This window comes from Thermoplasmata archaeon (genome assembly GCA_035622275.1).
In the GTDB taxonomy this organism is placed as follows: Archaea; Thermoplasmatota; Thermoplasmata; order Lutacidiplasmatales; family UBA184; genus Lutacidiplasma.
Window position 1 is genome coordinate 111,227 of record DASPVQ010000007.1, and the last position, 25,433, is coordinate 136,659.

A 25,433-nucleotide genomic window follows, 5' to 3' on the forward strand; every position below is an offset into this window, starting at 1 on the left:
GCGATGCCGATCAACGAGGTGCTCGTCGTCCAGGATCTCGCGATCGTCATGCTGGTCGCGCTCGGGATGACGCTTTTGTTCCGCGCGATCCACCAGCCGTTGCTGATCGGCTACATCGTCGCCGGCATGATCATCGGGCCGTACACCCCGCCGACCTCCCTCGTGTCGTACCCCGACGTCCTCAACGCCCTCGCCGAGCTCGGGATCGTCTTCCTGCTCTTCGCGATCGGACTGGAGTACCCCCTCGCCCGGTTGCGCTCGATCGGTCGCAAGGCGCTCGTGATCGCCCTCGCGGAGTCGCTCGCGACGTTCGCGGCCGGCTTCGCCGTCGGCCGGGCATTCGGCTTCCCGCTGTACGACAGCCTGTTCCTCGCCCTCGCGATCTCGGTCACGAGCACGGTGATCCTCTCGAGCGTGCTGCAGGACCTCGGCGTGATCCTGGCGCCCGAGACGAGCCTGATCCTCGGCATCACGGTCATCGAGGACGTGATCACGGTCACGATCCTCGGGATCCTGCAGTCGACCGCGTCGACCGGCCACCTCTCCCTCGAGCTGATCGCCTTCTCGCTCGCCGCCGTCGTGATCTTCATCGCCGGGGTGCTGACGATCGGCTCGCGGACGATCCCGCCCCTGATCGACCGGGCCCAGCGCGCCCACGTCCACGAGATCTTTCTCCTCGCGATCCTCGGGGTCGCCTTCTCCCTCGCGATCATCTCGAGCCTGATCGGCATCTCGGTCGCGACCGGCGCGTTCCTCGCCGGCGTGCTGGTCGCCGAGTCGGGGAGCCAGGCGGCGGCGCACGAGGTGATGGCGCCGCTGAAGGAGATGTTCGGGGCGATCTTCTTCGTCTCGATGGGCGCCCTGATGAACATCAGCCTGCTGCCCCAGTACCTCGTCCCGATCGCGGGGTTCATCGCGGTCGCCTTCGGGGCCAAGCTGACGTCGACCTACCTCGCCGCCCGGCAGCAGCGCGTTCCGCCCGCGGACGCCCGACGCGCGGCGATCACGGTCTCGGCCTCCGGCGGCGAGCTGTCGATCGTGGTCGCGAAGGGTGGGACCGACGTCGGGGCGGTCGGCGCGTTCGTGCTGCCGTTCATCGGCGCGCTCACGATCGTCACCACCCTGGTCGCGCCGTACCTCGTCCGCTACGCCTGGCGGCGCCCGGCGGCGCCGGCCGCCCCGCCGCCCTAAGTGGCGGACGCGGGATGTCGTCCCAGCACCGGTCGTCGCGCGAGGGCGGCGCGGACGGTCCCGAGCGTCGACTCGAGCTCGGGGCCCTCGAGCGGGTAGCGCGGCGCGCGCACCGCGGCGGTCCCCACGCCGAGCTCGGTCTCGACCAGCTTGATCGCCTGCACGAACTTCGGCCCGGTGTCGAGGCGCAGCAGCGGAAGGAACCAGTCGTAGAGCGTGCGCGCCTCGGCGGCCGGCCCGTGGGCGGCGCGCTCGAACAGCACGGCCGATTCGGTCGGCAGGGCGTTCGCGAGCCCGGCGACCCATCCGACCGCGCCGGCGCCGACGCCTTCGAGGAGGAGGTCGTCGAGCCCGACGGCGACATCGACCCGCTCGCCGAGGAGCTCGCGCAGCGCGGTGATGCGTCGGACGTCCCCGCTCGACTCCTTGACCGCGACGAGCGACGACGCCTCCTCGGCCAGGCGCAGCACGTCCTCCGGCGCGAGGTCGACGCCGTAGGCCGCGGGGTTGTTGTAGGCGATCGCGGGAAGGTCGGTGGCGCCGAGAACGGTGGCGAGGTGGGCCCGGGTCTCGCGCCGGTCGCCGTGGTAAACGTACGGCGGCAGGACGAGGAGCCCGCTCGCCCCCGCGTCGCGCGCCGCGCGCGCCCCCTCCACCGCCGCAGCGGTCCGGCTCGCGCCGACGGCCGCGACGACCGGGGCGCTCTCGGGGAGCTCCTTCGCCAGCGCGCGGACGAGCGCGACATGCTCCTCGGAGCCCAGGCTCGCACCCTCGCCGAGGGATCCGCCGACGATCACCCCCCGGCATCCGTGCTCGACCACCCAGCGGGCATGGACGACGTACCGATCGATCTCGATGCGGCCGTCCGGGCCGAAGGGAGTCGTGAGCGCCACCAGCACGCCCCGCGCGACGCCGGCGCCGCCGGCTCGGCCGCTCAAGGGCACCTAGTGGGTCCCGCGCCCGGGCTCATGGTGCGCGGCCCTCGCGGAAGGGATCGTCCGGGTCGAAGCGGAGCTCGGCCTCGGCCGTCACGAACGCCCGGCCCGTGATCGCCGGGATGATCCCGGCCCCGTGTCGGCGGGCCCGTCCCTCGAAGACCGTGCCGAGGATCCCCTCCTGGCGCCACGGGGCGCCCTCGTCGAGGACCCCGTCGGCGACCAGGCAGGCGAGCCGCGCGCTCGTGCCGGTCCCGCAGGGGGAGCGATCGTAGGCGTCGCCCGGGCACAGCACGAAGTTGCGCGCGTCGTTCTCGGGCCGCTGCGGCGGGCCACAGAGCTCGATGTGCTCGATCGCCGCCCCCGCGTCGCCGGTGACCCCGGCCGCGCCGAGGGCCTGGCGGACCGCGAGGCAGTAGTGCGTCAGCGCGCCGGCCTCTTCGGGCCGCAGCGGTCGCGGCGCCGCGCCGGTGAGGAAGAACCAGTTGCCGCCCCAGGCCACGTCGCCCGTCACCCTCCCAAAATCGGGCACATCGACCGAGACCGCGCGCTGCGTGCGGTAGCTCTCGACGTTCCAGAACGTGACGCGGCCGTCCGTGAGCCGCTCGGCCCCGACCACGCCGACCGGTGTCTCGATCGACAGCCGCCCCGGGCCCAGGCGGCCCAGGTGCGCCAGCGTCTCCACGAGCCCGATCGTGCCGTGGCCGCACATCCCGAGGTAGCCGACGTCGTTGAAGAAGATGGTCGCCGCGGCGGGACCGGGCGCGCTCGGCGGGGCGAGGAGGGCCCCGACCATCGTGGCGGAGCCGCGGGGCTCGGCCAGCACCGCGCGCCGGAATCCGTCGTGATCGCGCCGAAAGCGCTCGAGCCGTTCGGCGAGGGGCCCGGTCCCGAGCTCGGGTCCGCCGTCGACGACCACGCGGGTCGGCTCGCCCTCGGTGTGGGAGTCGACGACCCGGACCCGGCCGACGGCCAAGCCGGGGGCCGCCGGGCCGGGTCTCGAGCGCGGGTCGGTCATGGGGGATCGCGGGCCCGGACGCCGGCGTCCGAATCCGAGGTCGTCGCTCCGCCCCTCAGCGCGGCGAGCAGCCGGGCGCCATCGGGCGAACCGAGCCCCGTGCACGGGTCCCAGCCGGGTCCCGCCGAATAGCCGCCGTTCCCTCCGGTGGTGATGTCGTGGAACGTCCGGGGCGCGGCGTACAGGCGCGGGTTCAGGAAGCCGAGGGGAGCGCCGAGCGCCGACTGGATCCGAGCGATCAGGGCCGCCCAGAGGGGCGCGACCGCGCTGGTGCCGCCGAACACCGTCGCCTCGCCATCGACGAGGACGCGGTAGCCGGTGAGGGGGTCCGCATCGGCGGCGACGTCGGGAACCCCGCGTCCGGCGAAGCCGTTCGGGGCGGCGGGCACGCCGACCCCGACCTGGTAGCTCGGGAGCGCGAACGCTTCGCTGACCCCGCCGCCGCTCGCGCCCTCTCCTTCGGCGAGATCGTTCCAGGTCGTCTCGGCGACGATCCTCGTGCCGGCGAGGGTGAGCCGCGTGCCGCCGCAGCCGAGCGCGCCGGGCGCCGAGGCCGGGAAGTCGACCTCGAGCGGTCCGCCGGGGCCACCGTCGGTCGCTCCCTGGTCTCCCGAGGCCGCAAGAACGCCGACCCCCAGCGCCGCCGCGTCCTCGAACGCCGATTCGAGGGCCGCGCGCGCCTGACCGGTCCAGCTCGCTTCCGGCCCGCCCCAGCTCATCGACAACAGGTCCGGTCGGTGAACGTCATCGTGCACGGCGGCGAGGACGCCGTCGAGGAACCCCTGGTCGGTGTTCGGGGCGAAGTACGCGACGATCGCGGCCCCGGGGGCGACAGAACCGGCGACCTCGATGTCGAGCGTGACCTCGCCGTCGGGCCCGGTCGGCACCCCGGTGGGCGCGTTCGTCGCGCCGTCGACCGACACGACCGTGACGCTCGGTGGCGAGAGGCCGAGGCCGGAGAAGTACCGCGCCAGATCGGCGGCCCGAAAGCCACCGCCGAGCTCCAGGAGCCCGATCGTGACGCCGGAGCCGTTCGTGGCGCCGGGGAAGTCGTACGCCGCCGCGACCTCGGGCGGCGAGTAGGAGGGCTGGCCGGCGGCGCTCGCCGGGCGCGGCCGCAGGGGCGGCCGCGCCTGCGGACGATCGTCGAGCCCGAAGACCCCGACCACGATGCCGTCGAGCGACGCCGGCACCGAGAGCGGACCCTCGCGCCCGCGGTAGGATCCGCGCGGATACACGTAGCGATGCAGCTGGGTGCCGAAGGCCGGCGCGAGGTCGCGGACCCGGCCCGCGAGGCGGACCGACCGGCGGGCCCGGTCCGTTCGCGCGATGCGCAGCCCGTGAGCCCCGGCGAACGACGCGACTCGTTCCAGGTCGTCGGCGCGTGCGCCGTATCCTTGGGCGAACTCGGCGCGCGAGGGATAGGGTGTGCCAGGGGGCCGACCGCTCGCGAGCGGGTCGAGCGACGGGAACGCACCCGGCGCGGATCCGCGGCGCAGCAGGACGGTGAGCTCCAACGACTCGCCGACGTCGGCCGTGCCCAGCCGTCGGGCGCCGGTCAGCACACCGCGACGACTCCCGGCGAGCTCGACACGGGCCCCGTTCGCCGCCATCCTCTCGGTGCTGCGGAGAGCGAGCGGGTCGGCTTACGCTCGTCGGTCGACCGGGACACCGCGCGGAGCGACCGGCGCGGCGAGGTGGGTGGCCAGCGCGAAGAACGCCTCGGGGGGAAGCTCCTCCGGTCGGCGGGTCGGCCAGCCGGGCGGCCATCCCGACGCCTCGGCGAGGCGGTCGGCCGCCCCGGACGATCCGGCGAGGGCGGGCAGGAGGTTACCGAGCTGCTTGCGTCGCGCGCGGAACAGCGTCCGGACGGCCCGCTCGAAGACCGGGACCGACGGAACCGGTAGCGGTCCGATCCGGGCCCGGTGTACCGCGAGCCGGCCCTCCACCTCGGGCGTCGGCTCGAAGGCGCGGGCCGGAACGGTCTGGAACAGCTCGACTTCGCCGTAGAGACGGGCCGCCAGCGCGAGGCGACCATACCGGCGCGTTCCCGGTGATGCGGCGAGGCGCTCGGCGACCTCGCGCTGCACGAGGAAGACGGTGCGGGGCACGCGCGCGGCGAAGCAACGGAGCAGGATCGGCGTGGCCAGCGAGTAGGGAAGGTTCCCGACCACGCAGCGGACACCGGCCAGGTCGGTCGAGGTGGCGTCCTCCTCTCGCACCGAGACGGAATCGCCGAAGGTTGCCTGCAGGAATCGCGCGAGCCGCGGGTCGCGCTCGACGACCGCAAGGAGGCGCACCCCGCGACGGAGGAGGGCCGCGGTGAGGATCCCGAGGCCCCCGCCGATCTCCAGGATCGGCCCCGGGACGATGTCGGTGACGAGCGCGGCCTCAGCGTCCGCGACGAAGGGGTCCGCGAGGAACGATTGTCCCCGGCGGCGAGAGGGGCGGACGCCGAGGGCCGAGAGCGTTCGACGGATCTCTTCCGGCCGCTCCGGCACCCCGGCCGGCACGGCATCACGGGGCGACGAAGAGCCGGTGTTGCGGGTGCGGCGGGAGACGTTAGCGCGCAACGCACCCGATTCTCTGGCGGTCTGTATTTAAGCGCGTGGCGCCGGGTCCGGATTGGAAGAAACGGGTCTCAACTCCTGTCCGCCGAGCGCGAGCGCGCGGTCCATCGCTCCTCGAACTGCCGGCGATCACTCGGCATGTATCCGAACTCCCCGAGAGTTCAAATAACGTCAAAACGACCTAAATCCCGTCGAAGAACGCCTGTCATAGCTTCGTCTGGTTACGAGCGTGCCAGGGCGCTGTCGGCCTCGGATCCGTGAATGTGCCACCGTAGGTTCGCCACTCGCGTTGAATTTCGCCGGCCAAATCCGCGAGGTTGGGATCGTCGATGAGGTCCTTTCTAGTCCTCCCAATTCCGAGGAGCTGCATGACGGGGTTGTACAGGACGAGCTCGCGGCCCTTGAGCCAGTCGAGATAGAGGTCGGGGTCTCCCAGAGAGTCGCGATGCGGCCGGGTAGCTCGGACACAGCACGTACCGAGGAGGATTAGCGTCCTTCTCCTCCCGCACGTCCTTCAGGTCGAGGGCGAGCCGCTCCGAGATTCAGCCGTCGGCGTCCCACAGGGCCCCGATCAGCGCGGCGTCCCGCTTGCTGTTCGCGCCCTCGATCATGCGGGTCACGTCCGCCGGCATCCGGATCGAGGTCGGCGCGAGCCGGGGCGCTTTGAAGGGCATGCGGCAGGCTTCGGCGAGCTTGGCCTTCCCGATCTTCTTGTAGAACTCGCGCAGCGTCCGAAGGTCGTACGGCGCGGATCGCTTCCCATCCTACCGGAGCCCGGTCTTAAGGTCGGCCAGGTCCCGCTCGGTCGCCTCCGATAGGGGCCGGCCCATGCGCTTACGCAACGCCTCGAGCTGGCTCCAGTAGGTCGAGAGCGAGCTCTCCTTCCCCTGGGAGGACGCCTGGTAGTCGGAGATCTCTGTCTCGGGTTCGTACATCGCGGGCCCCAACTAACGCCGGGGGTTCGGTGCCATTTACTGTATTTGTCAAGGAGCCACGAATAGCCGGTACTTGTCGTCGACACCGCTCAGCTCCTGCTCGATCCGCCCGACGAGGAGCTTCTCGGGCGACTTGAGGTGGAGCCGGGCCTCGATGTCCTCGAAGCTGGAGAACGGGAGGCGCTTGCGCTCGTCGACGATCTGCTGCATCGTCTTCTTCCCGATCCCCGGCAGGAGCTCGAGCAGGTGGAAGCGGCGGGAGACGGCCGGCGACTCGTTGAAGAAGCGCAGGTAGCGCGGCGCATTCGCGCGCACGATCCGTTCGAGCGTCGCCGGTAGCTCGGCGCGCCCGGCGACGGTCAGCTCGTCGTAGCCGATGCGACGGCGGACGTGGTCGATCGGGGGCGGCGCCCCGTCGATCGGCACCAGCGCGATGCGGCCGCCGCTCGCGAGCCTCGCGCCCGTGCGTGGCACGAGCTCGAACAGCTTGAGCTCGTCCTCACCGATCGCGAGGGCGAGGGGCTCCCGGTGGAAGCCGCGCTCGGTCTGCCGGCCGTTCGGCAGGTAGTCCAGAATGTACGCGTAGTTCTCCACGGGTCCGACCCCCGTTCATCGGTACTGCGCGACGATCTCGAGGACGCGCGTGATCTGCGCCTCGTCGAGCACGACCCGCTCCTTCGCGAACAGGAGGCGGATCTCCTCGGGATACTGGGGCAGCGTGTCGGCGGCCTTGACCGCGACGCTCAGGTCGACGAACGCGAGCGCGCGCAGCTCCGCGATCAGCTTCGCGGTCTCCTCCGCGGACAGGCGCGCGAACTGCTCGGCGTGCTGGAGGGCGAGCGCCGCCTCGCGCGGCAGCGTCCGGCCGGCGGCGTCCTCGACGAGCAGCTCCTTGACGCGGGCGAGCGGGACGGGTTCAGGCATCGTGCCCTCCGCGCGCGACCGGCAAGAGGTGGATCGGCGTCGCCACGAGCTCCTTGCGCTTGCCGCCATCGAGGAAGGCGACGCGGTAGGCGCGGCCGCTGCGGCCGACCACGGTGCACACGCGGCCCTGGTAGCGGGGGTGCGGCTGGCCGTGCGGGTCGGACGGCTCGATGCGGACCATCACCTTCTCGCCGATCGCGAACTCGCGCAGGAACCGGGTCACCGGCGGAAGCCCGCGCTCGCGAACCTCCTTCGTGAACGTCCCGCGCGTGCGCGAGCGGAACCCCTTCGAGCTCTTGACCATCTACGCCTCCGAGTCGTGGATCTCCGTCACGTCGAGGTACTCGACCTTGAGGGGAACGCCGACGAGCTGGGCGAGGTTCGGTTCGGTGCGTCCGTCATCGCCCTCCACCCACTCCTTGACGTACGTGCCCGCCTCGGTCCTGACGTCGAGCGTGAACCGCCCTTCGCTCGCGTCCACGACGCGGGCCGCGACGATCCGACGCGTGCGAACGCGGTCGGCTCGACGGTGGGCGACGCGGGTGGGCGTGCGCTGGGCGATCGCCCGGGCGAGCGCGAGGTCGAGGGCCTCATTAACCTTTGCCACGGCGGCCGCGCCCGCCACCCCGACGCGGTAGCTCTTGTCCGGCGCCGCCTCCTTGATCCGGACGACGTCCGGCGCCCCGGCCGGGGCAAGGTCGCCCACCTCGACCCGGCCCCCCGCCGACGCGCCCACCTCGGCGGCGAGTGCGGCCAGGTCGAGCGAGCGCACGCGCGGGCGCACGAGCTCGAGGACGAACGGGCGTCCCCGGCCGAGCATGCGGGCGTCGATGTCCTCGCGGCCCATCCCGTGGAACCGGGTCCCCATCGCTCCCGACGCCCGGACGAACGGGGCGCCGACGAGCTCCTCGACGCTCTCGGCGTAGGTCTTACCGGACCCGCCGCAGGTCGCGCACCCCCGGCCCCGGCATCGCCGGCAGGGCCAGTGGGTCTGGGGCAGCGTCCGGTCGAGCTTGCGGTAGCGGCCCTGCACGAAGACGGGCAGCACCGTGAGCTCGACCCGACCGACGGGCAGGTCCGCGAGGAACACGACGTCGGGCCGCTCCGACCCGCCGACGGCGCCGGTACGGGCCTCGAGTCGTTTGCCGAGCTCGCGGTTGAACGCCGCCCGGGCGCTCTCGCCCCACGCGCTGCCGAGCTCGATCCACTCGGCTTCCTCGCGGGCGAGGCGCTCGGGGTCCCAGCGGGAGCCGCAGGTGAACCGGTGCCACTCGTAGCCGTCGCCGGCGCGAACGGCCCGATCGACCCAGGTCTCCAGGCGCGCGAACGTCCCGCCGCAGAGCGAGCACGCCTCGGCGGGTCCCGGGGCCTCCGTGCCGAGGCGGGCGGCGAGGCGCCGGGCCCGCTCGGGGTTGGCGAGGCCGTGCCCGAGCCGCCCGAAGACCCGCCCGAAGCACTCCGCGCACCATCCGCGTCCCACCGCGCGCCGGGCGACCGCGAGCGCCGTCTCGGGCGGCGAGAAGTCGGGGAGCTCGCGCACGCGCGGCCGAGCCCGGAGCGCGGTTTAGCCTCTCGCCCGCGCCGGTGGTGCCGTTACACGTCTATTTACTGGGCCGTGGTCTCCCCGGGGCGGCCCGCATGGCGTCGATCACGGAGGCGGAGCTGACGCGCGCGATCGAACGGACGCTCGTGGCGACCGGCAAGATGCCGCCGGCGGAGGCGCGGTCGACCGCGCGCATGGTCCTGGGCTACTTCGGCCTCGACGACACCGTCCTCGACAACAAGCTCTCGAGCGAGGACCGGGACCGGTTCTATCAGCTCGAGGAGGAGGGGCTCCTGACGAGCGAGGAGGAGGACGCCACGGTCTCCCGCGGCAAGACCTGGCGGATCCACTACTGGCTCCTGAAGAAGGCGCGGATCCGCGACGTGGGCCAGGCGGGAGATGCCCCCGCCGCCGACGACGCGGCGACCGTCTACCGCGACATCGGCGAGTCGGACTGGAAGCGCCGGGCCGATCCGCCCGCCGGCACGTAGGGGCGCCGTCAGCGGGGCCCGCCGGGCTGGAAGCGGTTCGCGCCGGGCAGGAGCGCCGGGTACTCGGACGCCGCGATCACGTGGCGGACGTGCTCGATCGCGGTGAACGCGAAGGCGATCGCGGCGAGGAGCGCCACGAACGAGGCGAGGTCGATGCCGACGCCCGAGATCCCGAGCAGTCCGACGAGCACCGAGAGCGAGGCGATCGCGTTGAACGTGGCGTGCATCGCGACCGCGAGCAGGTAGTAGGCGCCGCTCCCGGGCCCGGGCACGGAGAACTTCGAGCGCGCGTACCCGTAGCCGAACATGCCGGTCGAGCTGCCGTGCAGCAGCACGCTCGAGACCGATCGCACGACGATGAGCGCGATGCCGGCGACGAGGCCGCCGATCAGGAACGCCGCGAGGCCGTAGAGGAACGTCTCGAAGAAGCCGAAGCCGAGGCCGACCGACGCGCCGAAGACGGGTCCGTCCGCGACCGAGCGGATGCGCGCGCGGAAGGCGTAGACCCCGCTGGCCTTCAGCGCCTCCTCGATGAACGGCGCGATCACGAGCACGAGGAAGAACTCCCCGAGCGTCGAGTTGCCGTTGAGGAAGACGAACTCCGGGCCGGGGAGCGCCGACGACAGGCTCGTCCCGAGGCTGACCAGGACCGCCTCGAGGATCGCGGCGACGATCGTCGCGAAGAGCGCGCCGTAGGCAAACGCGCCGAGGACCGAGCTCCAGTCGCTGCGGGCGAACCGCTCCGTCCGCCGCACCCAGGCGAGGTAGACGAGCGCGGGGGCGAGCGAGAGGAGGACGAGGACGACCAGGTCGGCGATCGCGTCGAACGCGCTCACGCGCCGGACCCTCGTGGCGGGTAGGCGTAGAACCCCTCACCGGACTTGCGGCCCAGCTTGCCGGCGGCGACGAGCGTCCGCCACAGGGGGCAGGCCCGGTAGCGCGGGTCGCGGAAGCCGTCCCACAGCACGTCGAGGATCGCGAGCGCCGTGTCGAGGCCAACGAGGTCCGCGAGTTCGAAGGGGCCCATCGGATGGCGGAAGCCGAGCTTGTAGGCGGTGTCGATGTCCTCCTTCGTCGCGACGCCCTCGAAGAGCATCCAGGCGGCCTCGTTGAGCAGCACCGCCAGCGCGCGGGTGGTCACGAAACCGGGGGTGTCGCGCGACGTCACCACGGTCTTGCCGAGGCGGACGGCGAACGCCCGGGCGCGCTCCACGACCTCGGGCCGGCTCGTGTGGCCCGGGATCAGCTCGACGAGCGGCATCTGGAGGACGGGGTTGAAGAAGTGCAGGCCGACGAGGCGGCCCGGGTCCGCGAGGCCCTGCGCGATCTGGGTGATCGGCAGCGACGAGGTGTTCGACGCGAGGAGCGCCCCGGGCGACGCAGTGCCCTCGAGCTCGCGGAAGAGCTGGCGCTTCAGCCCGAGATCCTCGGGCGCCGCCTCGACGACGATCTGCGCGCGATCGGCCCGCCGCAGTCCGATCGCGACGTCGATCCGCCCGAGCGCGCTCTCCTTCTCGCCCGCGCCGATCGCGCCCTTGCGCGTGGCGTGGTCGAGCGCCCGCTCGGCGTTGGCGAGCCCCCGGCGAGCGAGCTCCTCGTTGACGTCTGCGAGGGTCACGGGGTACTCGGCGAGCGCGCACTGGGCGGCGATGCCGCTGCCCATGATCCCGGCGCCGACGACGAAGACCCGCTCCCGAACGGACGCACGGGGATCGCTGCCCGGCTCGATCCCCGCCGCGGGCGTCGCGTCGCTCACGGCGCGATCGCCGGCGGTGCCGGCGCCCCGGTGAACGCGAGGTATTCGCAGGCGCGGCAGAGGTCGGTCGCGGCCGGCTCGCCGCACGCCCGGCAGCGCCCGGCCCGGCTCACGGACTCCGGCGCGAGCCATCGCTCGGCGAGCCGCTCGTGGGTGCGCAGGAGGGCCTGGCGCGTCCCGGGCTGCGCCTCCTCCAGCTGCCAGACGATCTCGCGGAAGCGGTTGCGCGCGGCGCGTCCGGCGTGCGGGCACTCGCGGTGATCGAACGGGATCCCTCTCAACCGGGCGAACAGGTAGACCTCGCGCTCCGGCACCTGAGCGAGCGGGGCGATCCGGGGCACGAGGCCGGGCTGCCGCACGCGGTGCGGTGCCATCCGCACGAGGCGATCGAGGTCGCCGTGGACGAGGTTCATGAGCACGCTCTGCGCGAGGTCATCGAGGTTGAATCCGAGGACGAGTGCCTCGGCGCCGGCCTCGCGCGCCGCCCGGTTGAGCAGGCGCCGGCGCCAGACGCCGCAGAACGAGCACGGTACGGTCTCGGGCCGACGCGCGGCCGCCCGGTCCGTGGTCACCCCGAGCTCGGCCTGCGCGCGGACGATCCGGTGGTCGACGCCGAGCCGTGCGGTCAGCGAGCGCGCCGCGACGAGGGTCTCCGCCCGGTAGCCCTCGATCCCTTCGTCCACGCTCAGCGCGACGAGCCGGACGTGGGGGCGGGTGCCGAGGAACTCGTGGCTGAGCGTGAGCGCCACGGCGGAGTCCTTGCCGCCGGACAGCGCCACCGCGACGGTCCCCCGCAGTCTCGGCGGGAGCTGCCGACGGAGCTCGTGGCCGAAGCGCTCCTCGACGGACCGAAGAAAGTGGCGCGCGCAGACGTCGCGTCCGCGGTACGGCTGGTCGATGACCGGCGGCGCGTCGCACGAGGAGCAGCGCACGAGGCACGGGACCGCGGGATTCTATTTGAGCCCGGAGCGGGACCGCGCGTTCCTCTGCGCGCATACGATTATTACCTGAACCCCGGCCAGACGCCCGCGATGGCCAGCTCCCGGCTGCCGCGAAATCCCGGTCCGTCGCGCGCAGAATCGGGCCCGTCGACCGCCGGCGCCGACCCTCCCAGCTTCAGCGTCACCGAGCTGGTCGGGCGCTTCCAGCGGATGCTGCAGGCGCGCGAGCGCAGCCCGTGCACGGTCAAGCAGTACGGCCACATCGCCCGGGCCTTCCTCGCCTTCGCTCAGAAGCCGCTCGACGAGGTCACGGTCCACGACCTCGAGTCGTATCGGGAGTACCTGGTCCTCCAGCGGCACTACTCGAAGAACTCCGTGTACACCACCGTGCGCGGGCTCACCTGCCTGTTCCGCAGCTTCGGCCTCGCCGTGGCCGACCAGCTCGAGCCGCCCCGGCGACCCGAGCGCCTGCCCCGGTACCTCACGGAGGAGGAGATGCACCGGCTGCTCGAGGCCGTGCGCGCCACCCCGCGCGACAGCGCGATCGTTCACGTGCTCGCCTTCGCCGGCCTGCGCGTGAGCGAGGTCTGCCACCTCGAGCTCGAGGACATCGAGTTCGAGCGCAACATCCTGCACGTGCGCTCGGGCAAGGGCGACAAGGATCGCGAGGTCATCCTCGAGGACCGCACCCGGGCCGCGATCGACCGCTATCTCGCCGAGCGCACGAGCTCCGGCGAGGCCGACCGGCGGCTGTTCCCCGTGGGGCCGGTGACGGTCGAGCGGATCGTCCGGCGGGCCGCCGGCCAGGCCGAGATCCCCCGGCGCGTGACGCCGCACATGCTGCGCCACACGCTCGCGACCGCGCTGCTCGCGCGCGGATGCGACATCCGCTACATCCAGAAGCTGCTCGGGCACGCCTCCGTCGCGACGACGCAGATCTACACGCACGTCGACACGCAGGCGCTGCGCAACGCCTACCAGCGCGCCAAGCCGCAATATTAACCGCCGGGGCCCCTCGGGCCGTTCGTGTCCGAGCCGGCGGTCGAGGTCGCGGTGCTCGGGGCCGGCATCGCCGGCTGTGCCCTCGCCTACCACCTCGCCTCCCGTCGCGTCGGACCCACCGTCCTCTACGACCCGCGGACCCCGGCGGCCGGGGCGACCGGTCGGGCCGCCGGCATCGTCACCGAGCAGCTGTGGAACGACTGGGACGTCGCCGTGACCCGGGCCTCGAAGGAGGAGTACGCCCGGCTGAGCTCGCGCTGGGACCCGTCGGCCTATCGCGTGAACGGCTTCGTGCGCTGGGCGCACGGGCCGGAGGCGTCGCGGGCGCTCACCACCGCGGCCGAGCGGCTGCGCCGCTGGGGCGTCGCGGTCCGTGCGCTCGACGCCCGCGCCCTCGCCGAACGGATCCCGTGGGGACGCTTCGAGGACGGCGCTGTCGGGATCGACGCGCCGGGGGACGCGGTCGTGACCCCGAGCGCGATGGCCGGGATCTACGCCGAGGGCGCTCGCGCGGCCGGGGTCGACGTGCGACTCGGAACGCCGATGCGCTCGCTGCGCCGCGAGGACGGTAGGTGGGAGCTCGCCACCGGCGCCTCCGCCGTGCGCGCGCGCCGGATCGTGATCGCCGCCGGCGCCTGGTCGAAGTCGATCCTCGCGACGCTCGGCCATCCGCTGCCGCTCGCGCCGTACCGGACCCAGGCGGCGGTGCTGCGACCGGCCGGCGGGCCCGACAGCTTCCCCTCGGTCCACGACGTCGACGTCGACGTCTACGCCCGCCCCGAGGCCAACGGCCGCCTCCTCGCCGGGGACGGCACCGAGCTCACCGAGGTCGACCCCGAGACCTACCGGACCGGCGCCGACGAGGCGTTCGTCGCACATCTCGCCGAGACGTTCGGCCACCGCCTGCCCGGCTGGGCCGACGCCGAGCTCGTCCGGGCGTGGGCCGGGGTCTGCGCCGCGACCCCGGACCGCCGCCCGTTCGTCGGGCCCGTGCCCGAGGCGGAGGGGCTGTTCGTGGAAGCCGGGTTCAACGGCTTCGGAGTGATGCGCGCCGGCGGGGTCGGCCAACGCCTCGCGGACCTGCTCGCCGCCGGGGCGCACGACGACCACGCCCTCGCCGCGCTGGGGCCGGTGCTTCCCGCGCGCCGGCGCGCGGCGGCCGGAGCGTTCTCCCCCCGACCCGGCTTCACGCTCGACGACGGCGATGACCCTCGCTTCTGACGCGCGCGCGATCGCGCGCGCCGGAGTACGCGCGGTCGATCCGGCGGTCGCCGTCCGGCGGGCGGTCGCGCGCAGGGCCGGGGGACTGAGGGTCGGCGCCCGGCGCCTCGCCCCCGGCGCGGGAGGGCGCTTCCACGTCATCGCGATCGGGAAGGCGGCGGGGGCGATGGCCGACGCGGCCGCCCGACTCGCCGGAGCGGACCGCCTCGGGCTCGCGATCCCGCCGAAGGGGTACCCGGCGCCGAGCTCCGGGATCCCGGTGCGGTTCGGGGAGCACCCGCTGCCCGGTGCGGGGAGCTTCCGGGCCGGGGCGGCCCTGCGGGCGCTCGTTCGGGCGGTCGAGCCGAACGACGCGGTCCTGTTCCTGATCTCGGGCGGCGGCTCGGCCGTGGCGGAGGCTGCGGTGCCCCCGCTCTCGGACCACGCCGTCCGCGCGACGACCGGCGTGCTGCTCGCCAGCGGCGCCCCGATCGCGGCGATGAACGCGGTGCGGCGACACCTCTCGAGGATCAAGGGGGGCCGCCTCGCCGAAGCGCTGCCGGCCGCCTTCGCGACGGTCGCGATCAGCGATGTCGTCGGCGACGCGCCGGCGGACATTGCGTCGGGACCCACCGTGCCCGATCCGAGCACGTTCGCCGACGCGCTCGCGGTCGTCGACCGCTTCGCGCTCCGCGCCCGACTGCCGACGCCGGTCGTCTCGTTCCTCGATGCGGGCCGCGCCGGGCGCTTTGCCGAGACGCCGAAGCCGGGCGCGATGATCGGGCGCCGCCCGTTCGTCCTCGCCGCCACCAACGCTGTCGCCGTGTCCGCGGCGGTCGAGGCGGCGCGCGGGCGCGGCTATCGGACGAGCCGGCTCTACCGGCCGGTCGTCGGCGAGACGCAGCCGGCGGCCCACCGGTTCGCGCGCCGCCTGGTCCACCTCGCGCGCCGGTCGCACGGGGCGGTCGCGCTGATCGGCGGCGGCGAGACCACGGTGACGCTCGGGCCGCGCCCGGGGCGCGGTGGCCGCAACCAGGAGTTCGCGCTCGCGTCGGCGCTCGACCTCGCCGGACACCGGGCGAGCCTCGTCCTCTCCTTCGGCACGGACGGGATCGACGGACCGACGGACGCGGCCGGCGGGTTCAGCGACGATCGCACGCTCGCGCGCTCCGCCGGGCGCCGGCTCGACCTCGCCGCGACGCTGCAGCGGCACGCCGCCTACGACGCGCTGGACGCGCTCGGGCAGCTGTGGCGGACCGGACCGACGGGCACGAACGTGACCGACCTCCACGTCGGGCTCGCCCGGCCGGCCGTCAATCCGAGTAGGGCAGGAAGTAGTCGGCGGAGTGCGGTTCCTTCCAGTCGACGTAGACGCTCTTGAGCTGCAGGTAGTCGCGCACCCCCCAGACGGTCGCCTCGCCCCCCAGGCCGCTCTCGCGGAAACCCGCGTGGTAGCCCTGCGGCGTCTCGGGCCCGACGCGGTTGACGTAGGTCTCGCCGAAGCGCAGCTCCCGGGCGGCCTTCTCGGCCAACGAAAGGTCGCGGGTGAAGACGTAGCTCGAGAGACCGTAGCGGCTCGCGTTGGCCCGACGGATCGCCTCGTCCCAGTCGTCGTAGGTGAGCAGCGGCAGCACCGGGCCGAAGATCTCCTCCCGGGCGACGACGTTCTCCTCATCGACGTCCCCGAGCACCGTCGGCAGGTAGAACGCCCCGCGGGCGAGCGGCCCCTCGGACGGGGCCGACCCGCCCGTCACGATCGTCGCGCCCGCCTCCACCGCGTCGCGCACGTCCTTCGCGACGGCGTCCCGGGCGCTGCGCGCGTAGAGCGGGCCCATGTCGACGGCGGGGGCGAGGCCCGGCCCGACCCGAAGCGCCTTCGCGAGGCCCGCGACCTTCGCCGTGAAGCGCTCGGCGATCGAGCGCTCGACGTAGCAGCGCTCGGCGGCGATGCACGCCTGGCCGGCGTTCCAGTAGCGCGACCAGAGGGTCGCGCGGGCGGCCCAGTCGAGGTCGGCGTCCTTCCAGACCAGCACCGGTGCCTTGCCGCCCAGCTCGAGCAGGCACTTGACGACCCGGGGCGCGGCGAGCCGGAGCACCTCGATGCCGCTCTCGGTCGAGCCGGTCAGCGTCACGGTGGAGCAGGCGGGGTGCGCGAGGAGCGGCGGGCCGAGGGCGCTGCCGGGCCCGGGCAGGACGTTGAGCACGCCGGGTGGCAGCCCGGCGTCCCGGAACGCCTCGGCGATCAACAGGGAGGAGAGCGGCGTCGCGCTGGACGGCTTGAGGACCATCGTGTTGCCGCCGACGAGCGCGGGCGCGATCTTGCGGGTGACCGTCGCGGCCGGGAAGTTCCAGGGCGTGATCGCCACGACGACCCCGCGCGGCAGCCAGACGAGACGCAGCGACTGCCCGGTCGGGAGGCCCGCGACCTCGTCGCCGGAGAGCGTGCGAGAAAAGGCGGGGTAGTACTCGAGATTGTCGATCGCGCCGGCGACCTCCGAGCGACTCTCGAAGAGCACCTTGCCCATCTCGCGGGTGATCAGGCGCGCGAGCTCCTCCGAGCGCGAGCGCAACCGTTCGGCCGCGCGGAGGAGGATCCGCCCCCGCGCGGCCGCCCCGATCGCTTCCCACGCGGGCTGCGCCCGGACCGCGGAGTCCATCGCGGCCTTCGCGTCGTCGGCGCTCGCGTGGGCGACCGCGCCGACGACGGATCCGTCGGCCGGGTCGATGAGGTTCGAGCTGGCGCGGCCGCCGAGGGGCAGGCTCTGGTTGTCGATGAAGATCCCGTGGACGGGCGTCGCGGACACGACCGCGCCACGGCCGGTCGGGCTATACGGTTGGCCCGCGCCTCAGTCGATCCCGCGCAGGCGCTCGAGCTTCTCGAGGAACTCGACGCCCTCGCCGGTCGTCATCGGACGTCCGTCCTCGCGCGTGAGCGGCAGGCCGGCGGCCGCGCACGCCTCGGCCGGCGACCGCCCATCGAGGAGCGCCCGGACGGCCCGCTGCTCCCGGCGTCCGAAGGCGACTCCTTCCAGCTGGAACTCCTCGAACGCCTCGACCGCGACCGGACAGACGAGCCGGGCGATCCGGGCGAGCTCGACCGCGTAGAGGCGGATCTCCTCCTGGGCGTGGAGGTCGAGGCGCAGCGAGAGGAAATGGAAGAGGTTGTGGAGGTTGGTCTTCCAGTACCATTGCGTATAGTAGGCGACCGGCAGGAGCAGGCGCGCGGTCTCGCGGGCGACACCGGCCTCGAGCGCGCGGGAGTAGGCCGCGTAGGCGTCCCCCGCGATCGAGCTCAAGTCCGAGCGGAACCGCTCGACGACCTCGGCCGGCAGGGCGTCACCGCGTCCCTGGCGGTTGCGGGTCGACTGGTGCCGGACCTCCTCGGCCGGCGGGACCTCGAACTCGTCGGGCACGATGCTGTAGCGCGCGCTGTACTCGTTCGTCGAGCTCGCGCGGTGCCGGATCCACTGGCGCGCGACGAAGATCGGGAGGCGGACGAAGAACTTGTACTCGACCATCTCGAACGGGGTCGTGTGGCGGTGCCGCATCAGGTAACGGATCAGGCCCCGGTCGTCGCGGACCGACTTCGTGCCGCGGCCGTAGGAGACGCGGGCGGCCTGGACGATCGCCGCGTCGTTGCCCATGTAGTCGACCAGGGCCACGAAGCCGTGCGTCAGCACGGGGTAGCGGACCCCGATGATCCGGTCCGCCTCGGGGACGACGGGCCGCACCATCGGCTCCGTGTCGTCGGCCACGGCGCCCGGACCGAGGCGCCGAGATAAAGACCGCCGGAGGGGGGCCGCGCAACGCTCGGCAAACCCTATCTTCCGAGCGCGCGGTCGATTCCCCGGAGGGGCGGACCACGGCGCGCATCTTCATCGGCGTTTCCTGGCCGTACGCGCACGGCCCGCAGCACCTCGGCCACCTCGCGAGCACCTACGTCCCGGCCGACCAGTTCGCGCGGTTCCACCGCCTGCGCGGCGACGACGTCCTGATGGTGTCGGGCTCGGACATGCACGGGACCCCGATCCTCGTCGCGGCGGAGAAGGCGGGAGTGCCCCCCGCCGATCTCGCGGCCCAGTTCCACGCGCTCAACCGCGACGCGCTCGCCCGGCTCGGGATCTCCTTCGACCTGTTCACGACGACGCACACGCTCGTGCACGAGCGGACCGTGGCCGAGGTGTTCCTCGCGCTGCTCGAGAAGCGCCTCGTCCGCCGGCGCACCGAGGAACTGCCGTTCTGCCCGAAGCACGGGCGCTTCCTACCGGACCGGTACCTGGTGGGGAGGTGCCCGTTCTGCGGCTTCGACAGCGCCCGAGGGGACGAGTGCGACCGGTGCGGGCGCCCGCTCGATGCCCGCCAGCTCGGCGATCCTCGGTGCTCGATCGACGGCACGCCGGCGGAGTTCCGCCCGAGCGAGCACTTCTACCTCGAGCTCGACCGTCTCGCGCCGCAACTCTCCCAGTACTTGGAGCGCGCCGGGGGTTCCTGGCGCCCCGGAGTGCTACGCGTCGCCCGGAACTTCATTTCCGAAGGCCTCCACCCGACCTCGATCACGCGCGATCTCGACTGGGGGGTCCCGATCCCGCTGGACGGCTACGGATCGAAGCGTTTCTACGTCTGGTTCGAGGCGGTGATCGGCTACCTGTCGGCCGCCAAGGAGTGGGCGATCCGCTCCGGCCGTCCCGACGCCTGGCGCCAGTACTGGGACGAGCGCGAGCCGGCGCGCCACTACTACTTCGTGGGCAAGGACAACCAGTTCCACCACACGATCGTCTGGCCGGGGATGCTGCTCGGCGTCGGGGGGCTCCACCTTCCCGATGACGTGCCCGCGAACGAGTGGCTGACCCTCGGCGGGGTCAAGGTCTCGCGTTCGCGGACCGAGGAGCGCAGCGCGTTCCTCGTGCCGATGCTGCAAAAGTACCCACCGGATGTCCTGCGGTTCTACTCGGTGCTGCTCGCGCCCCAGCACCACGACACCGAGCTCGACTGGGACGAGTTCGACAAGGTGCGGGACGAGCACCTCGCCAACCAGTGGGGCAACCTGGTGCAGCGCGCCCTCGTCTTCGCGCGCGATCGCTACGACGGCCGCGTCCCGGCGCCGCCGGAGGACTGGCGACCGGACGTGGCGGGCGGCCTGGGCGCCCATCTGCGCGCGGCGCACGAGCGGATCTCCGAGGAGTACGAGAAGGTCCGCCTGAAGGAGGCGCTCGAGCGGACGCTCGAGGAGGTCCGCGAGGGCAACCGCCGCTTCCAGGAGGCGCGACCGTGGGAGCTCGACGGCCCGGAACGGGCGCGCGTCGTCTACGAGGCCCTCTGGCGGATCCGCGCGCTGGCCACCTGGCTCTCCCCCGTGCTTCCGTTCTCGAGCGCCGAGGTGTTCCGGATGCTGGGCTTCTCGGATGCACCGGGTCCCGGCGACTGGGACCGTGCGCTCGAGTCCCCGCCGGTGGGGCAGCGGCTCGGGGTGATCCGCCCACTGTTCCCGCGGGAGGAGGCGAGCCCGGGCGCCGCGGACGCGCGACGGGTCGCTGGCCCGGACGCCGCGCCCGCCCCGCTGCCCGAGTGGCCGCCGCTCGCGGTCCGCGCCGGGGTCGTGCGCGGCGCGTCGGTCCACCCGTCGGCCGACCGGCTCTACGTGCTGGAGGTCGACGTCGGCGACCCGGGGCCGCGGACCGTCGTCGCGGGGCTGCGAACGTCCTACGCGATCGAGGAGCTCGTCGGGCGGCCGATCGTCGTGCTCGCGAACCTCGCCCCCCGCACGATCCGACGCATGACCTCCAAGGGGATGGTCCTCGCGGCCGAGGACGGAGAGCGGGCGGTGTTGCTCTGCCCGCCGGCCGGCGTGGGACCCGGCGCCTACCTGGCGGGCGTGAGCGAGGCCGAACGGGAGATCTCGCACGAGGAGTTCGCCGGAACGCCCCTGATCGTCGCCCGAGCGGTCGGCGCCGGACCGGACGGAACGACCCGCTTCGATCTGGGCAGCCGCGAGGTCACGGTCTCCGGCCGCTGGCCCGTCGGGATCGTCGGGGTCGTCCGGCTCCCGGGACCGGACGCGCAGTCCGGCGAGCTGCTGGCCTTCGGACCCGACCTCCCGGTCGGCGTCGCCGGCGACGTTCCGATCGGAGCGAAGGTCCGATGAGCGACGCCCTCCGGCTCGATCTCCACGTCCACTCGGTCCGCTCGCCGGACTCCCGTCTCACGCTCGACGCGATCGTCGAGCGGCTCCCGCACGTCGGAATGAAGGGGTTCGCCCTCACCGACCACAACTCGGTCGACGGCCACCGCGAGCTCGACGCGCTCCGCGCGCGGTATCCGGGCTACCTGTTCGTTCCGGGGATCGAGGTCTCGACCGCCCAGGGCCACCTGCTCGCCTACGGCGTCACCGAGACGGCCCCCGCCCACCGGCCCCTGGCCGAGACGATCGAGTGGGTCCGCGCCCACGGTGGCGAGCCGGTGCTCGCCCATCCGTTCCGCCGCAGCCACGGCGCGGGACGTCGGCTCGCCGAGACCGCGGCGGTGGCCGCGATCGAGTCGCGGAACGGACACAACTCCGAGATCGCGAACCTGCGGGCCGAGGGCGTCGCGGCGCGCCGCGCGCTCGCCACGACCGGCGGCAGCGACGCGCACGCCCGCGGGGAGATCGGCCGCGCCTTCACCGAGCTCGACCCGTCCGTCGGCTCGGTGGACGACGTGCTCGAGGCCCTCCGCCGCCGACGGGTCAGCGCCGTCGGCGCCTCCCTGGCCTGGCCGGGCCGGCTCCGCCTCGGACTGCGCACCGGACTCCTGCTGGCGAGCCGCGGGTTCCGTCCCATCTGACGGCGGTGCACCGCCGCGCCCCGACGGCTTTAAGGCGAGGTCCCCTGCCCCCCGCCGCGCCGAGGTGGCAGAATGGTTAATGCGACGGACTGCAGATCCGTTTCCTGGGGGTTCGATTCCCTCCCTCGGCTCTCCGTCCGACTCGCTCTCCGGCCGCTCCACCGTTGAGGGCGGCCGCCGCGGGCCGCGTTCGCGCTCGTTCGAAACGCGGGCACGCCGGCGTGCGAGCGCCCCGGCCCGCCCGCATCCCTCCCCCGCTCCGGGCCCCGGGAGCCCAACCGGCGCCGATCCGCGCCTTTCCCGTGAGCGGGGCTGTAACAGCGCCACCGCGGAGCGTTCTTATATGAGGCTCCCGTCCGGCCGAGCGGAGCCGTCCGCGCACCAGTGCGCATCCGGGAGGAGGGCCACCATGTCGTCCCGCGAGGACCGCCAGTACCGCAGCCGCGTCGAGATCCTGCGCGACTTCCTGGGCGCGATGCGGGAGACCGGCAAGAAGACCCGCGTCATCGGGCTCGCCAACCTGAATCCCGCGTCGTACCAGCCGTACCTCGAGTTCTGCCTGGCGCATCATCTGGTCCAGGACACGTCGGCCGGCTACCGGCTGACTCCCCGTGCCGAGCACGTGCTCGAGGCGATCGAGCGGATCGTCGTGCACAGCACCGAGGTCGACGTCGCGCTCGCGGACCTGCAACGAGGGCTCGAGGGGACGAAGGCCGCCGCGTCGACGTCGAAGCCGGCGCTGCGCTACGTCTCGCTGGTGGCATTCCACGAGATGGTCCGTGGTTCGGCCGCCTCCCGCGCGCCGGGCGAAGGCGATGCCGGCGCAACGGCGAGCCCGAACCCGAGCTGGAGCCGCTCGGGAGCCCAGGTGACGGTCGATCCCCGGGCTCGCGCGCCGGCGTTCGGGGGGACGGGATCGACCTCGAGCCGCTCCCGACGGACGCCCGATGATCGACGCGAGTGATCCCGGTTATCCAGCCGAGCCGTTGCGACGCGCGGCCGGGCCGCCCCGGAGGCCGTGTGGGCGGTCGGCCGTCTGTCGGACATCTGCCGCTCCGCGCGCGTCGCGAGCACCGGCGGCCCCACCGTCAATTCTTAGCTACGAGTCGGGCGCCGGATAGCTACAATCTCCAGGAAAGATACTGCTTGTTGGATAACCCGCAAGTCGATAGAGTATCTGTCGTCCATGTCGCTGCGTCGTACCGCCACGTGGGTAGCCTTGGCTCTATCGATCGCTGTGGTCGCGGGGATCGCCCTGCCCACAGTCATGACCGCGATGGGAGGGCTCGCCTCGCCCGGCGTCTCCTCGCATACGACGCCCTCGAGCCCCACTCCTTCGTTCACCCACCTCCAGCAGAACTGGGGCAAGAGCGCCTACGGGGCGGCCCCGCTCTCTAGCTGCAGCGGGGCGCCGACGGGCGTCAACTGTTACAGCCTCGGCACCACCCTCACGTGGACCGCCGTGCTCAACGTCTGCACGAGCAGCTCGAGCATCTGCAGCGGCATGGACCAGGTCCAGATCAACATGACCGCCGCGACCGCCCTCCTCCAGCCCGGCGAGACCTACGTCGGCGGCACCGAGACGGTCACGACGAGCCCGAGTTCCAGTCCGGCGTTCTCGACGGGGCCCTGCACGAGCGTCTCCGCGCCCACCGACTGCGGCTCCGTCCCCTCCTCCTACACGTACCTAGAATGGACCTGGTCGAGCCCGACGGCCCTCAACGGGTTCCCTCAGGCCAACTTCACCTACCAGACGACGCTCACCGCCGCCGGGACCCTCAACGACACCGACATCGCGCACTACACCGTGAACGGGTTCTCCGAGAACCCACCGGCCTACGGCGAGGTGTACGCGCAGCCGGCGTCCCCGACGATGACGACGTCGGTCTCTCCCGACTCGATCACGCTCAGCAGCGCTGCGACCCCCTCGGCGACCGACACGGCGACCCTCTCCGGTGGGTATCTCGCCACCGGGACGATCACCTTCTACGCGTGGTTCTCGTCGACCTCGGCACCGGTGTGCACGGACCTCGTGTTCACGAGCCCCCCGGTCACCGTCAGCGGCAACGGTGCCTACACGTCCGCGCCGTTCACGCCGAGCGGGGCGGGCTACTACTTCTTCACGGCGACCTACTCCGGTGACGCGAACAACTCCGCCTACACGACCGCCTGCGGGGCCGACGGCGAGACGCTCACGGTGACCCCGGCGACCGTGACGATCACCACCGACGTCTCGCCGGCGACGATCAGCTTCAGCAGCTCGCCAACCCCGTCGGCGACCGACACCGCGACGCTCTCGGGCGGCTACCAGCCGGGCGGGTCGATCACCTTCTACGCCTACTTCTCGTCCAGCGCGACCGCGGTGTGCAGCGACCTCGTGTTCACGAGCGCGCCGGTGGCCGTGGACGGCAACGGCGCCTACACCTCGGGACCGTTCACCCCGACGGAGGTCGGCTACTATTACTGGACCGCCTCGTACTCGGGCGACGCGAACAACAACCCGCTGCTCACGCCCTGCGGGGCGGAGGCCGAGCGCCTGGCGGTCGGACCCGCGTCGCCGACGATCACGACGTCCGTCTCGCCGTCCACGATCGCCCTCACCGGGGCGTCGACCCCCTCGGCGTCTGACACGGCCACCCTCACGGGCGGTTACCAGCCGACCGGCTCGATCACCTTCTACGTCTACTACTCGTCGACCTCGAGCCCGGTCTGCAGCGACCTCGTCTGGGCGAGCGCGGCGGTCCCGGTGATCGGTAACGGGGCGTACACCTCGAACGGGTTCACGCCGACCGAGGTGGGCTACTACTTCTGGACGGCCGCCTACTCCGGCGATGCGAACAACACGGCGTACACCACCGCGTGCGGCGCGGCCGACGAGACCCTCACGGTGACCACCTACACGGTCAACATCTCGACCTCGGTCTCGCCGTCCGTGGTGATGATCGGGGACTCGGCGGTCGATGTCGCGACCGTGGGTAGCGGCAACGACCCGACCGGAACGCTGACGTTCTTCGCGTACTACGCGGTCAACACGACGGCGAACTGCACCGATCTGGTGTGGACCAGCGCGCCGGTCAGCATCCACGGCGACGGCGCGTACGACTCGCCGCAGTTCACGGGCGGGGCGATCGGCTTCTACTTCTTCGTCGTGACCTACTCCGGCGACGCCAACAACAGCGGCCTCACGACCGCGTGCGGCGCGACCGGTGAGATGCTGCAGGTCACCCAGTGCGACGAGGGCGTGCCCGGCCTCGGTCCGCTGGCGGTGTTCCGAGCCGACGCGTAGGGAGCTCCTAGGGTCGACCGCGGGCGGCGCTCGCTCCCCGCGATCGACCGGGCCGCACGGCGGCCGTCCGGCCCCGCGGGTCGAACGACGGTCCGAGCTAGGGATTGAAATCCCGGAATCCCTACCACGCCTCCGGGCGCGAGCGGGCCCTGGTGTCGGATGGCGAGCCCTGCGGTGTCGGAGCGAACGAGCCTCGGCCAGCGCATCGGGGCGATCCTGATCGCGGTCGCAGCGATCCAGTTCGTCGGGGCGATGGCCTGGGTGCAAACCGGCTACCCCGGTTACTCGCTGACCCAGAACTACATCAGCGATCTCGGCAACACGAGCAGCTCGCCGCTCCACGTGATCTTCAACGTGTCGATCGTCCTGCTCGGTCTCCTCGCGATCGTCGGGATCGCCCTGAGCTGGGGCGCGTTCCCCCGCGGCGGCTCGCGCCCCGTCGGTTTACTGCTGCTGCTGCTGGCGAGCGTCGCGGCGATCGTGGTCGGCTTCTTCCCGGAGAACGTGAACGGCACGATCCACGACACGGCCTCCGACCTCGTGTTCGTCCCGGGCGGGATCGCGCTCGTGGTCCTCTCCTTCGGCATGCGACGCCCGACGTGGTGGACGCCGATGCGGTGGCCCTCCCTGGTCCTCGGTGCGATCATGCTCGCGTCGATCCTCTACTACGCGCCGACCCAGATGACCAACTCGACCGCCGATCCCGGCCTCATCGAGCGGTTCATCGTCGTGCCGCTGCTCATCTGGGCCGTGGCGGTCAGCGTGCTCATCCTCCGGCGGCCGAGTTGGCCGCGCCTCGTCCGCGCCTAGCGCGAGGAGCTC

The 25,433-nt window shown here is 72.8% G+C and carries 25 protein-coding genes and 1 tRNA gene; 11 read left to right on the forward strand and 15 right to left on the reverse strand.

All coding sequences use genetic code 11. The features are described from left to right. The first annotated feature begins 3 nt into the window (after positions 1-3). On the forward strand, positions 4-1,191 hold the full coding sequence (locus VEL82_02935; protein HXW66821.1) for a cation:proton antiporter: 1,188 nt from the start codon (positions 4-6) through the stop codon (positions 1,189-1,191). On the opposite strand, the gene VEL82_02940 is transcribed toward VEL82_02935, so the two are convergent. From VEL82_02940 to VEL82_02985, 10 genes are all read right to left on the reverse strand, one after another. Then, positions 1,188-2,129, reverse strand: coding sequence for a dihydrodipicolinate synthase family protein (locus VEL82_02940; protein ID HXW66822.1), 942 nt, complete (start codon positions 2,127-2,129; stop codon positions 1,188-1,190). The two genes, VEL82_02935 and VEL82_02940, sit on opposite strands and share 4 nt — an antisense overlap. 28 nt (positions 2,130-2,157) lie before the next feature. Further along, entirely contained in the window at positions 2,158-3,102 is a 945-nt protein-coding gene (locus VEL82_02945) for a proline racemase family protein (GenBank protein ID HXW66823.1), read from the reverse strand. Positions 3,103-3,140: 38 nt separating this feature from the next. Continuing rightward, the gene (locus VEL82_02950) at positions 3,141-4,757 is read right to left on the reverse strand and encodes a S53 family peptidase (GenBank protein ID HXW66824.1); all 1,617 of its coding nucleotides are present in this window, start codon (positions 4,755-4,757) and stop codon (positions 3,141-3,143) included. Between the two features lie 33 nt (positions 4,758-4,790). Next, positions 4,791-5,717 (reverse strand): rRNA adenine dimethyltransferase family protein, encoded by a 927-nt coding sequence (locus VEL82_02955; GenBank protein ID HXW66825.1) that lies wholly within the window; start codon positions 5,715-5,717, stop codon positions 4,791-4,793. A gap of 539 nt (positions 5,718-6,256) precedes the next feature. Continuing rightward, a complete protein-coding gene (locus VEL82_02960; protein HXW66826.1) occupies positions 6,257-6,388 on the reverse strand; it encodes a hypothetical protein in 132 nt (43 codons plus the stop codon). 90 nt (positions 6,389-6,478) lie between these two features. Further along, positions 6,479-6,649, reverse strand: coding sequence for a hypothetical protein (locus tag VEL82_02965; protein HXW66827.1), 171 nt, complete (start codon positions 6,647-6,649; stop codon positions 6,479-6,481). Between the two features lie 48 nt (positions 6,650-6,697). Further along, the gene (locus VEL82_02970; protein ID HXW66828.1) at positions 6,698-7,243 is read right to left on the reverse strand and encodes a DUF655 domain-containing protein; all 546 of its coding nucleotides are present in this window, start codon (positions 7,241-7,243) and stop codon (positions 6,698-6,700) included. A gap of 15 nt (positions 7,244-7,258) precedes the next feature. After that, positions 7,259-7,573, reverse strand: a complete 315-nt coding sequence (locus tag VEL82_02975) for an RNA polymerase Rpb4 family protein (protein ID HXW66829.1) — start codon at positions 7,571-7,573, stop codon at positions 7,259-7,261. Further along, the gene (locus tag VEL82_02980; GenBank protein ID HXW66830.1) at positions 7,566-7,877 is read right to left on the reverse strand and encodes a 50S ribosomal protein L21e; all 312 of its coding nucleotides are present in this window, start codon (positions 7,875-7,877) and stop codon (positions 7,566-7,568) included. The genes VEL82_02975 and VEL82_02980 overlap by 8 nt, the downstream gene beginning before the upstream one ends. Beyond that, entirely contained in the window at positions 7,878-9,113 is a 1,236-nt protein-coding gene (locus VEL82_02985; protein HXW66831.1) for a tRNA pseudouridine(54/55) synthase Pus10, read from the reverse strand. It abuts the gene before it with no gap. 98 nt (positions 9,114-9,211) lie between these two features. Here VEL82_02985 and VEL82_02990 point away from each other — a divergent pair, with 98 nt between their 5' ends. Continuing rightward, positions 9,212-9,607 (forward strand): DUF6015 family protein, encoded by a 396-nt coding sequence (locus VEL82_02990; protein ID HXW66832.1) that lies wholly within the window; start codon positions 9,212-9,214, stop codon positions 9,605-9,607. 8 nt (positions 9,608-9,615) lie between these two features. Here the strand turns inward: VEL82_02990 and VEL82_02995 are convergent, their stop codons facing one another. Genes VEL82_02995 through VEL82_03005 form a run of 3 tightly spaced genes read right to left on the reverse strand, consistent with a single transcriptional unit; the run spans position 9,616 to position 12,295 of the window. Continuing rightward, positions 9,616-10,443 (reverse strand): PrsW family intramembrane metalloprotease, encoded by an 828-nt coding sequence (locus tag VEL82_02995; protein ID HXW66833.1) that lies wholly within the window; start codon positions 10,441-10,443, stop codon positions 9,616-9,618. Next, entirely contained in the window at positions 10,440-11,363 is a 924-nt protein-coding gene (locus VEL82_03000) for a 3-hydroxyacyl-CoA dehydrogenase family protein (protein ID HXW66834.1), read from the reverse strand. The genes VEL82_02995 and VEL82_03000 overlap by 4 nt, the downstream gene beginning before the upstream one ends. Then, positions 11,360-12,295 (reverse strand): TIGR00269 family protein, encoded by a 936-nt coding sequence (locus VEL82_03005; GenBank protein HXW66835.1) that lies wholly within the window; start codon positions 12,293-12,295, stop codon positions 11,360-11,362. Before VEL82_03005 ends, VEL82_03000 begins: the two co-directional genes overlap by 4 nt. A 99-nt stretch (positions 12,296-12,394) precedes the next feature. Between VEL82_03005 and xerA the strand changes: the two genes are divergently transcribed. The 3 genes from xerA to VEL82_03020 are packed head-to-tail and all read left to right on the forward strand — an operon-like array spanning position 12,395 to position 15,887. Continuing rightward, entirely contained in the window at positions 12,395-13,306 is a 912-nt protein-coding gene (gene xerA / locus VEL82_03010; protein HXW66836.1) for a site-specific tyrosine recombinase/integron integrase, read from the forward strand. Between the two features lie 24 nt (positions 13,307-13,330). Continuing rightward, a complete protein-coding gene (locus VEL82_03015) occupies positions 13,331-14,527 on the forward strand; it encodes an FAD-binding oxidoreductase (GenBank protein HXW66837.1) in 1,197 nt (398 codons plus the stop codon). Continuing rightward, positions 14,511-15,887 (forward strand): DUF4147 domain-containing protein, encoded by a 1,377-nt coding sequence (locus VEL82_03020; protein HXW66838.1) that lies wholly within the window; start codon positions 14,511-14,513, stop codon positions 15,885-15,887. The genes VEL82_03015 and VEL82_03020 overlap by 17 nt, the downstream gene beginning before the upstream one ends. Here VEL82_03020 and VEL82_03025 read toward each other — a convergent pair. Continuing rightward, complete coding sequence (locus tag VEL82_03025; protein HXW66839.1) at positions 15,820-17,310, reverse strand: aldehyde dehydrogenase family protein; 1,491 nt, start codon at positions 17,308-17,310, stop codon at positions 15,820-15,822. The two genes, VEL82_03020 and VEL82_03025, sit on opposite strands and share 68 nt — an antisense overlap. 42 nt (positions 17,311-17,352) lie before the next feature. Then, positions 17,353-18,261: an FAD-dependent thymidylate synthase gene (gene thyX, locus VEL82_03030; GenBank protein ID HXW66840.1), complete on the reverse strand. Its 909-nt coding sequence runs from the start codon at positions 18,259-18,261 to the stop codon at positions 17,353-17,355. Between the two features lie 122 nt (positions 18,262-18,383). Here thyX and metG point away from each other — a divergent pair, with 122 nt between their 5' ends. The 6 genes from metG (at position 18,384) to VEL82_03060 (ending at position 25,421) form a co-directional block, all read left to right on the forward strand. Further along, a complete protein-coding gene (gene metG / locus VEL82_03035) occupies positions 18,384-20,648 on the forward strand; it encodes a methionine--tRNA ligase (GenBank protein HXW66841.1) in 2,265 nt (754 codons plus the stop codon). Continuing rightward, the gene (locus VEL82_03040; GenBank protein ID HXW66842.1) at positions 20,645-21,325 is read left to right on the forward strand and encodes a CehA/McbA family metallohydrolase; all 681 of its coding nucleotides are present in this window, start codon (positions 20,645-20,647) and stop codon (positions 21,323-21,325) included. The genes metG and VEL82_03040 overlap by 4 nt, the downstream gene beginning before the upstream one ends. A gap of 58 nt (positions 21,326-21,383) precedes the next feature. Then, positions 21,384-21,456, forward strand: a tRNA-Cys gene (locus VEL82_03045). A 278-nt stretch (positions 21,457-21,734) separates the two neighbouring features. After that, positions 21,735-22,289, forward strand: a complete 555-nt coding sequence (locus tag VEL82_03050) for a winged helix-turn-helix domain-containing protein (protein ID HXW66843.1) — start codon at positions 21,735-21,737, stop codon at positions 22,287-22,289. Positions 22,290-22,511: 222 nt separating this feature from the next. After that, on the forward strand, positions 22,512-24,611 hold the full coding sequence (locus tag VEL82_03055; protein ID HXW66844.1) for a hypothetical protein: 2,100 nt from the start codon (positions 22,512-22,514) through the stop codon (positions 24,609-24,611). A gap of 174 nt (positions 24,612-24,785) precedes the next feature. Then, the gene (locus VEL82_03060; GenBank protein ID HXW66845.1) at positions 24,786-25,421 is read left to right on the forward strand and encodes a DUF998 domain-containing protein; all 636 of its coding nucleotides are present in this window, start codon (positions 24,786-24,788) and stop codon (positions 25,419-25,421) included. The last annotated feature ends 12 nt before the right edge of the window (positions 25,422-25,433 follow it).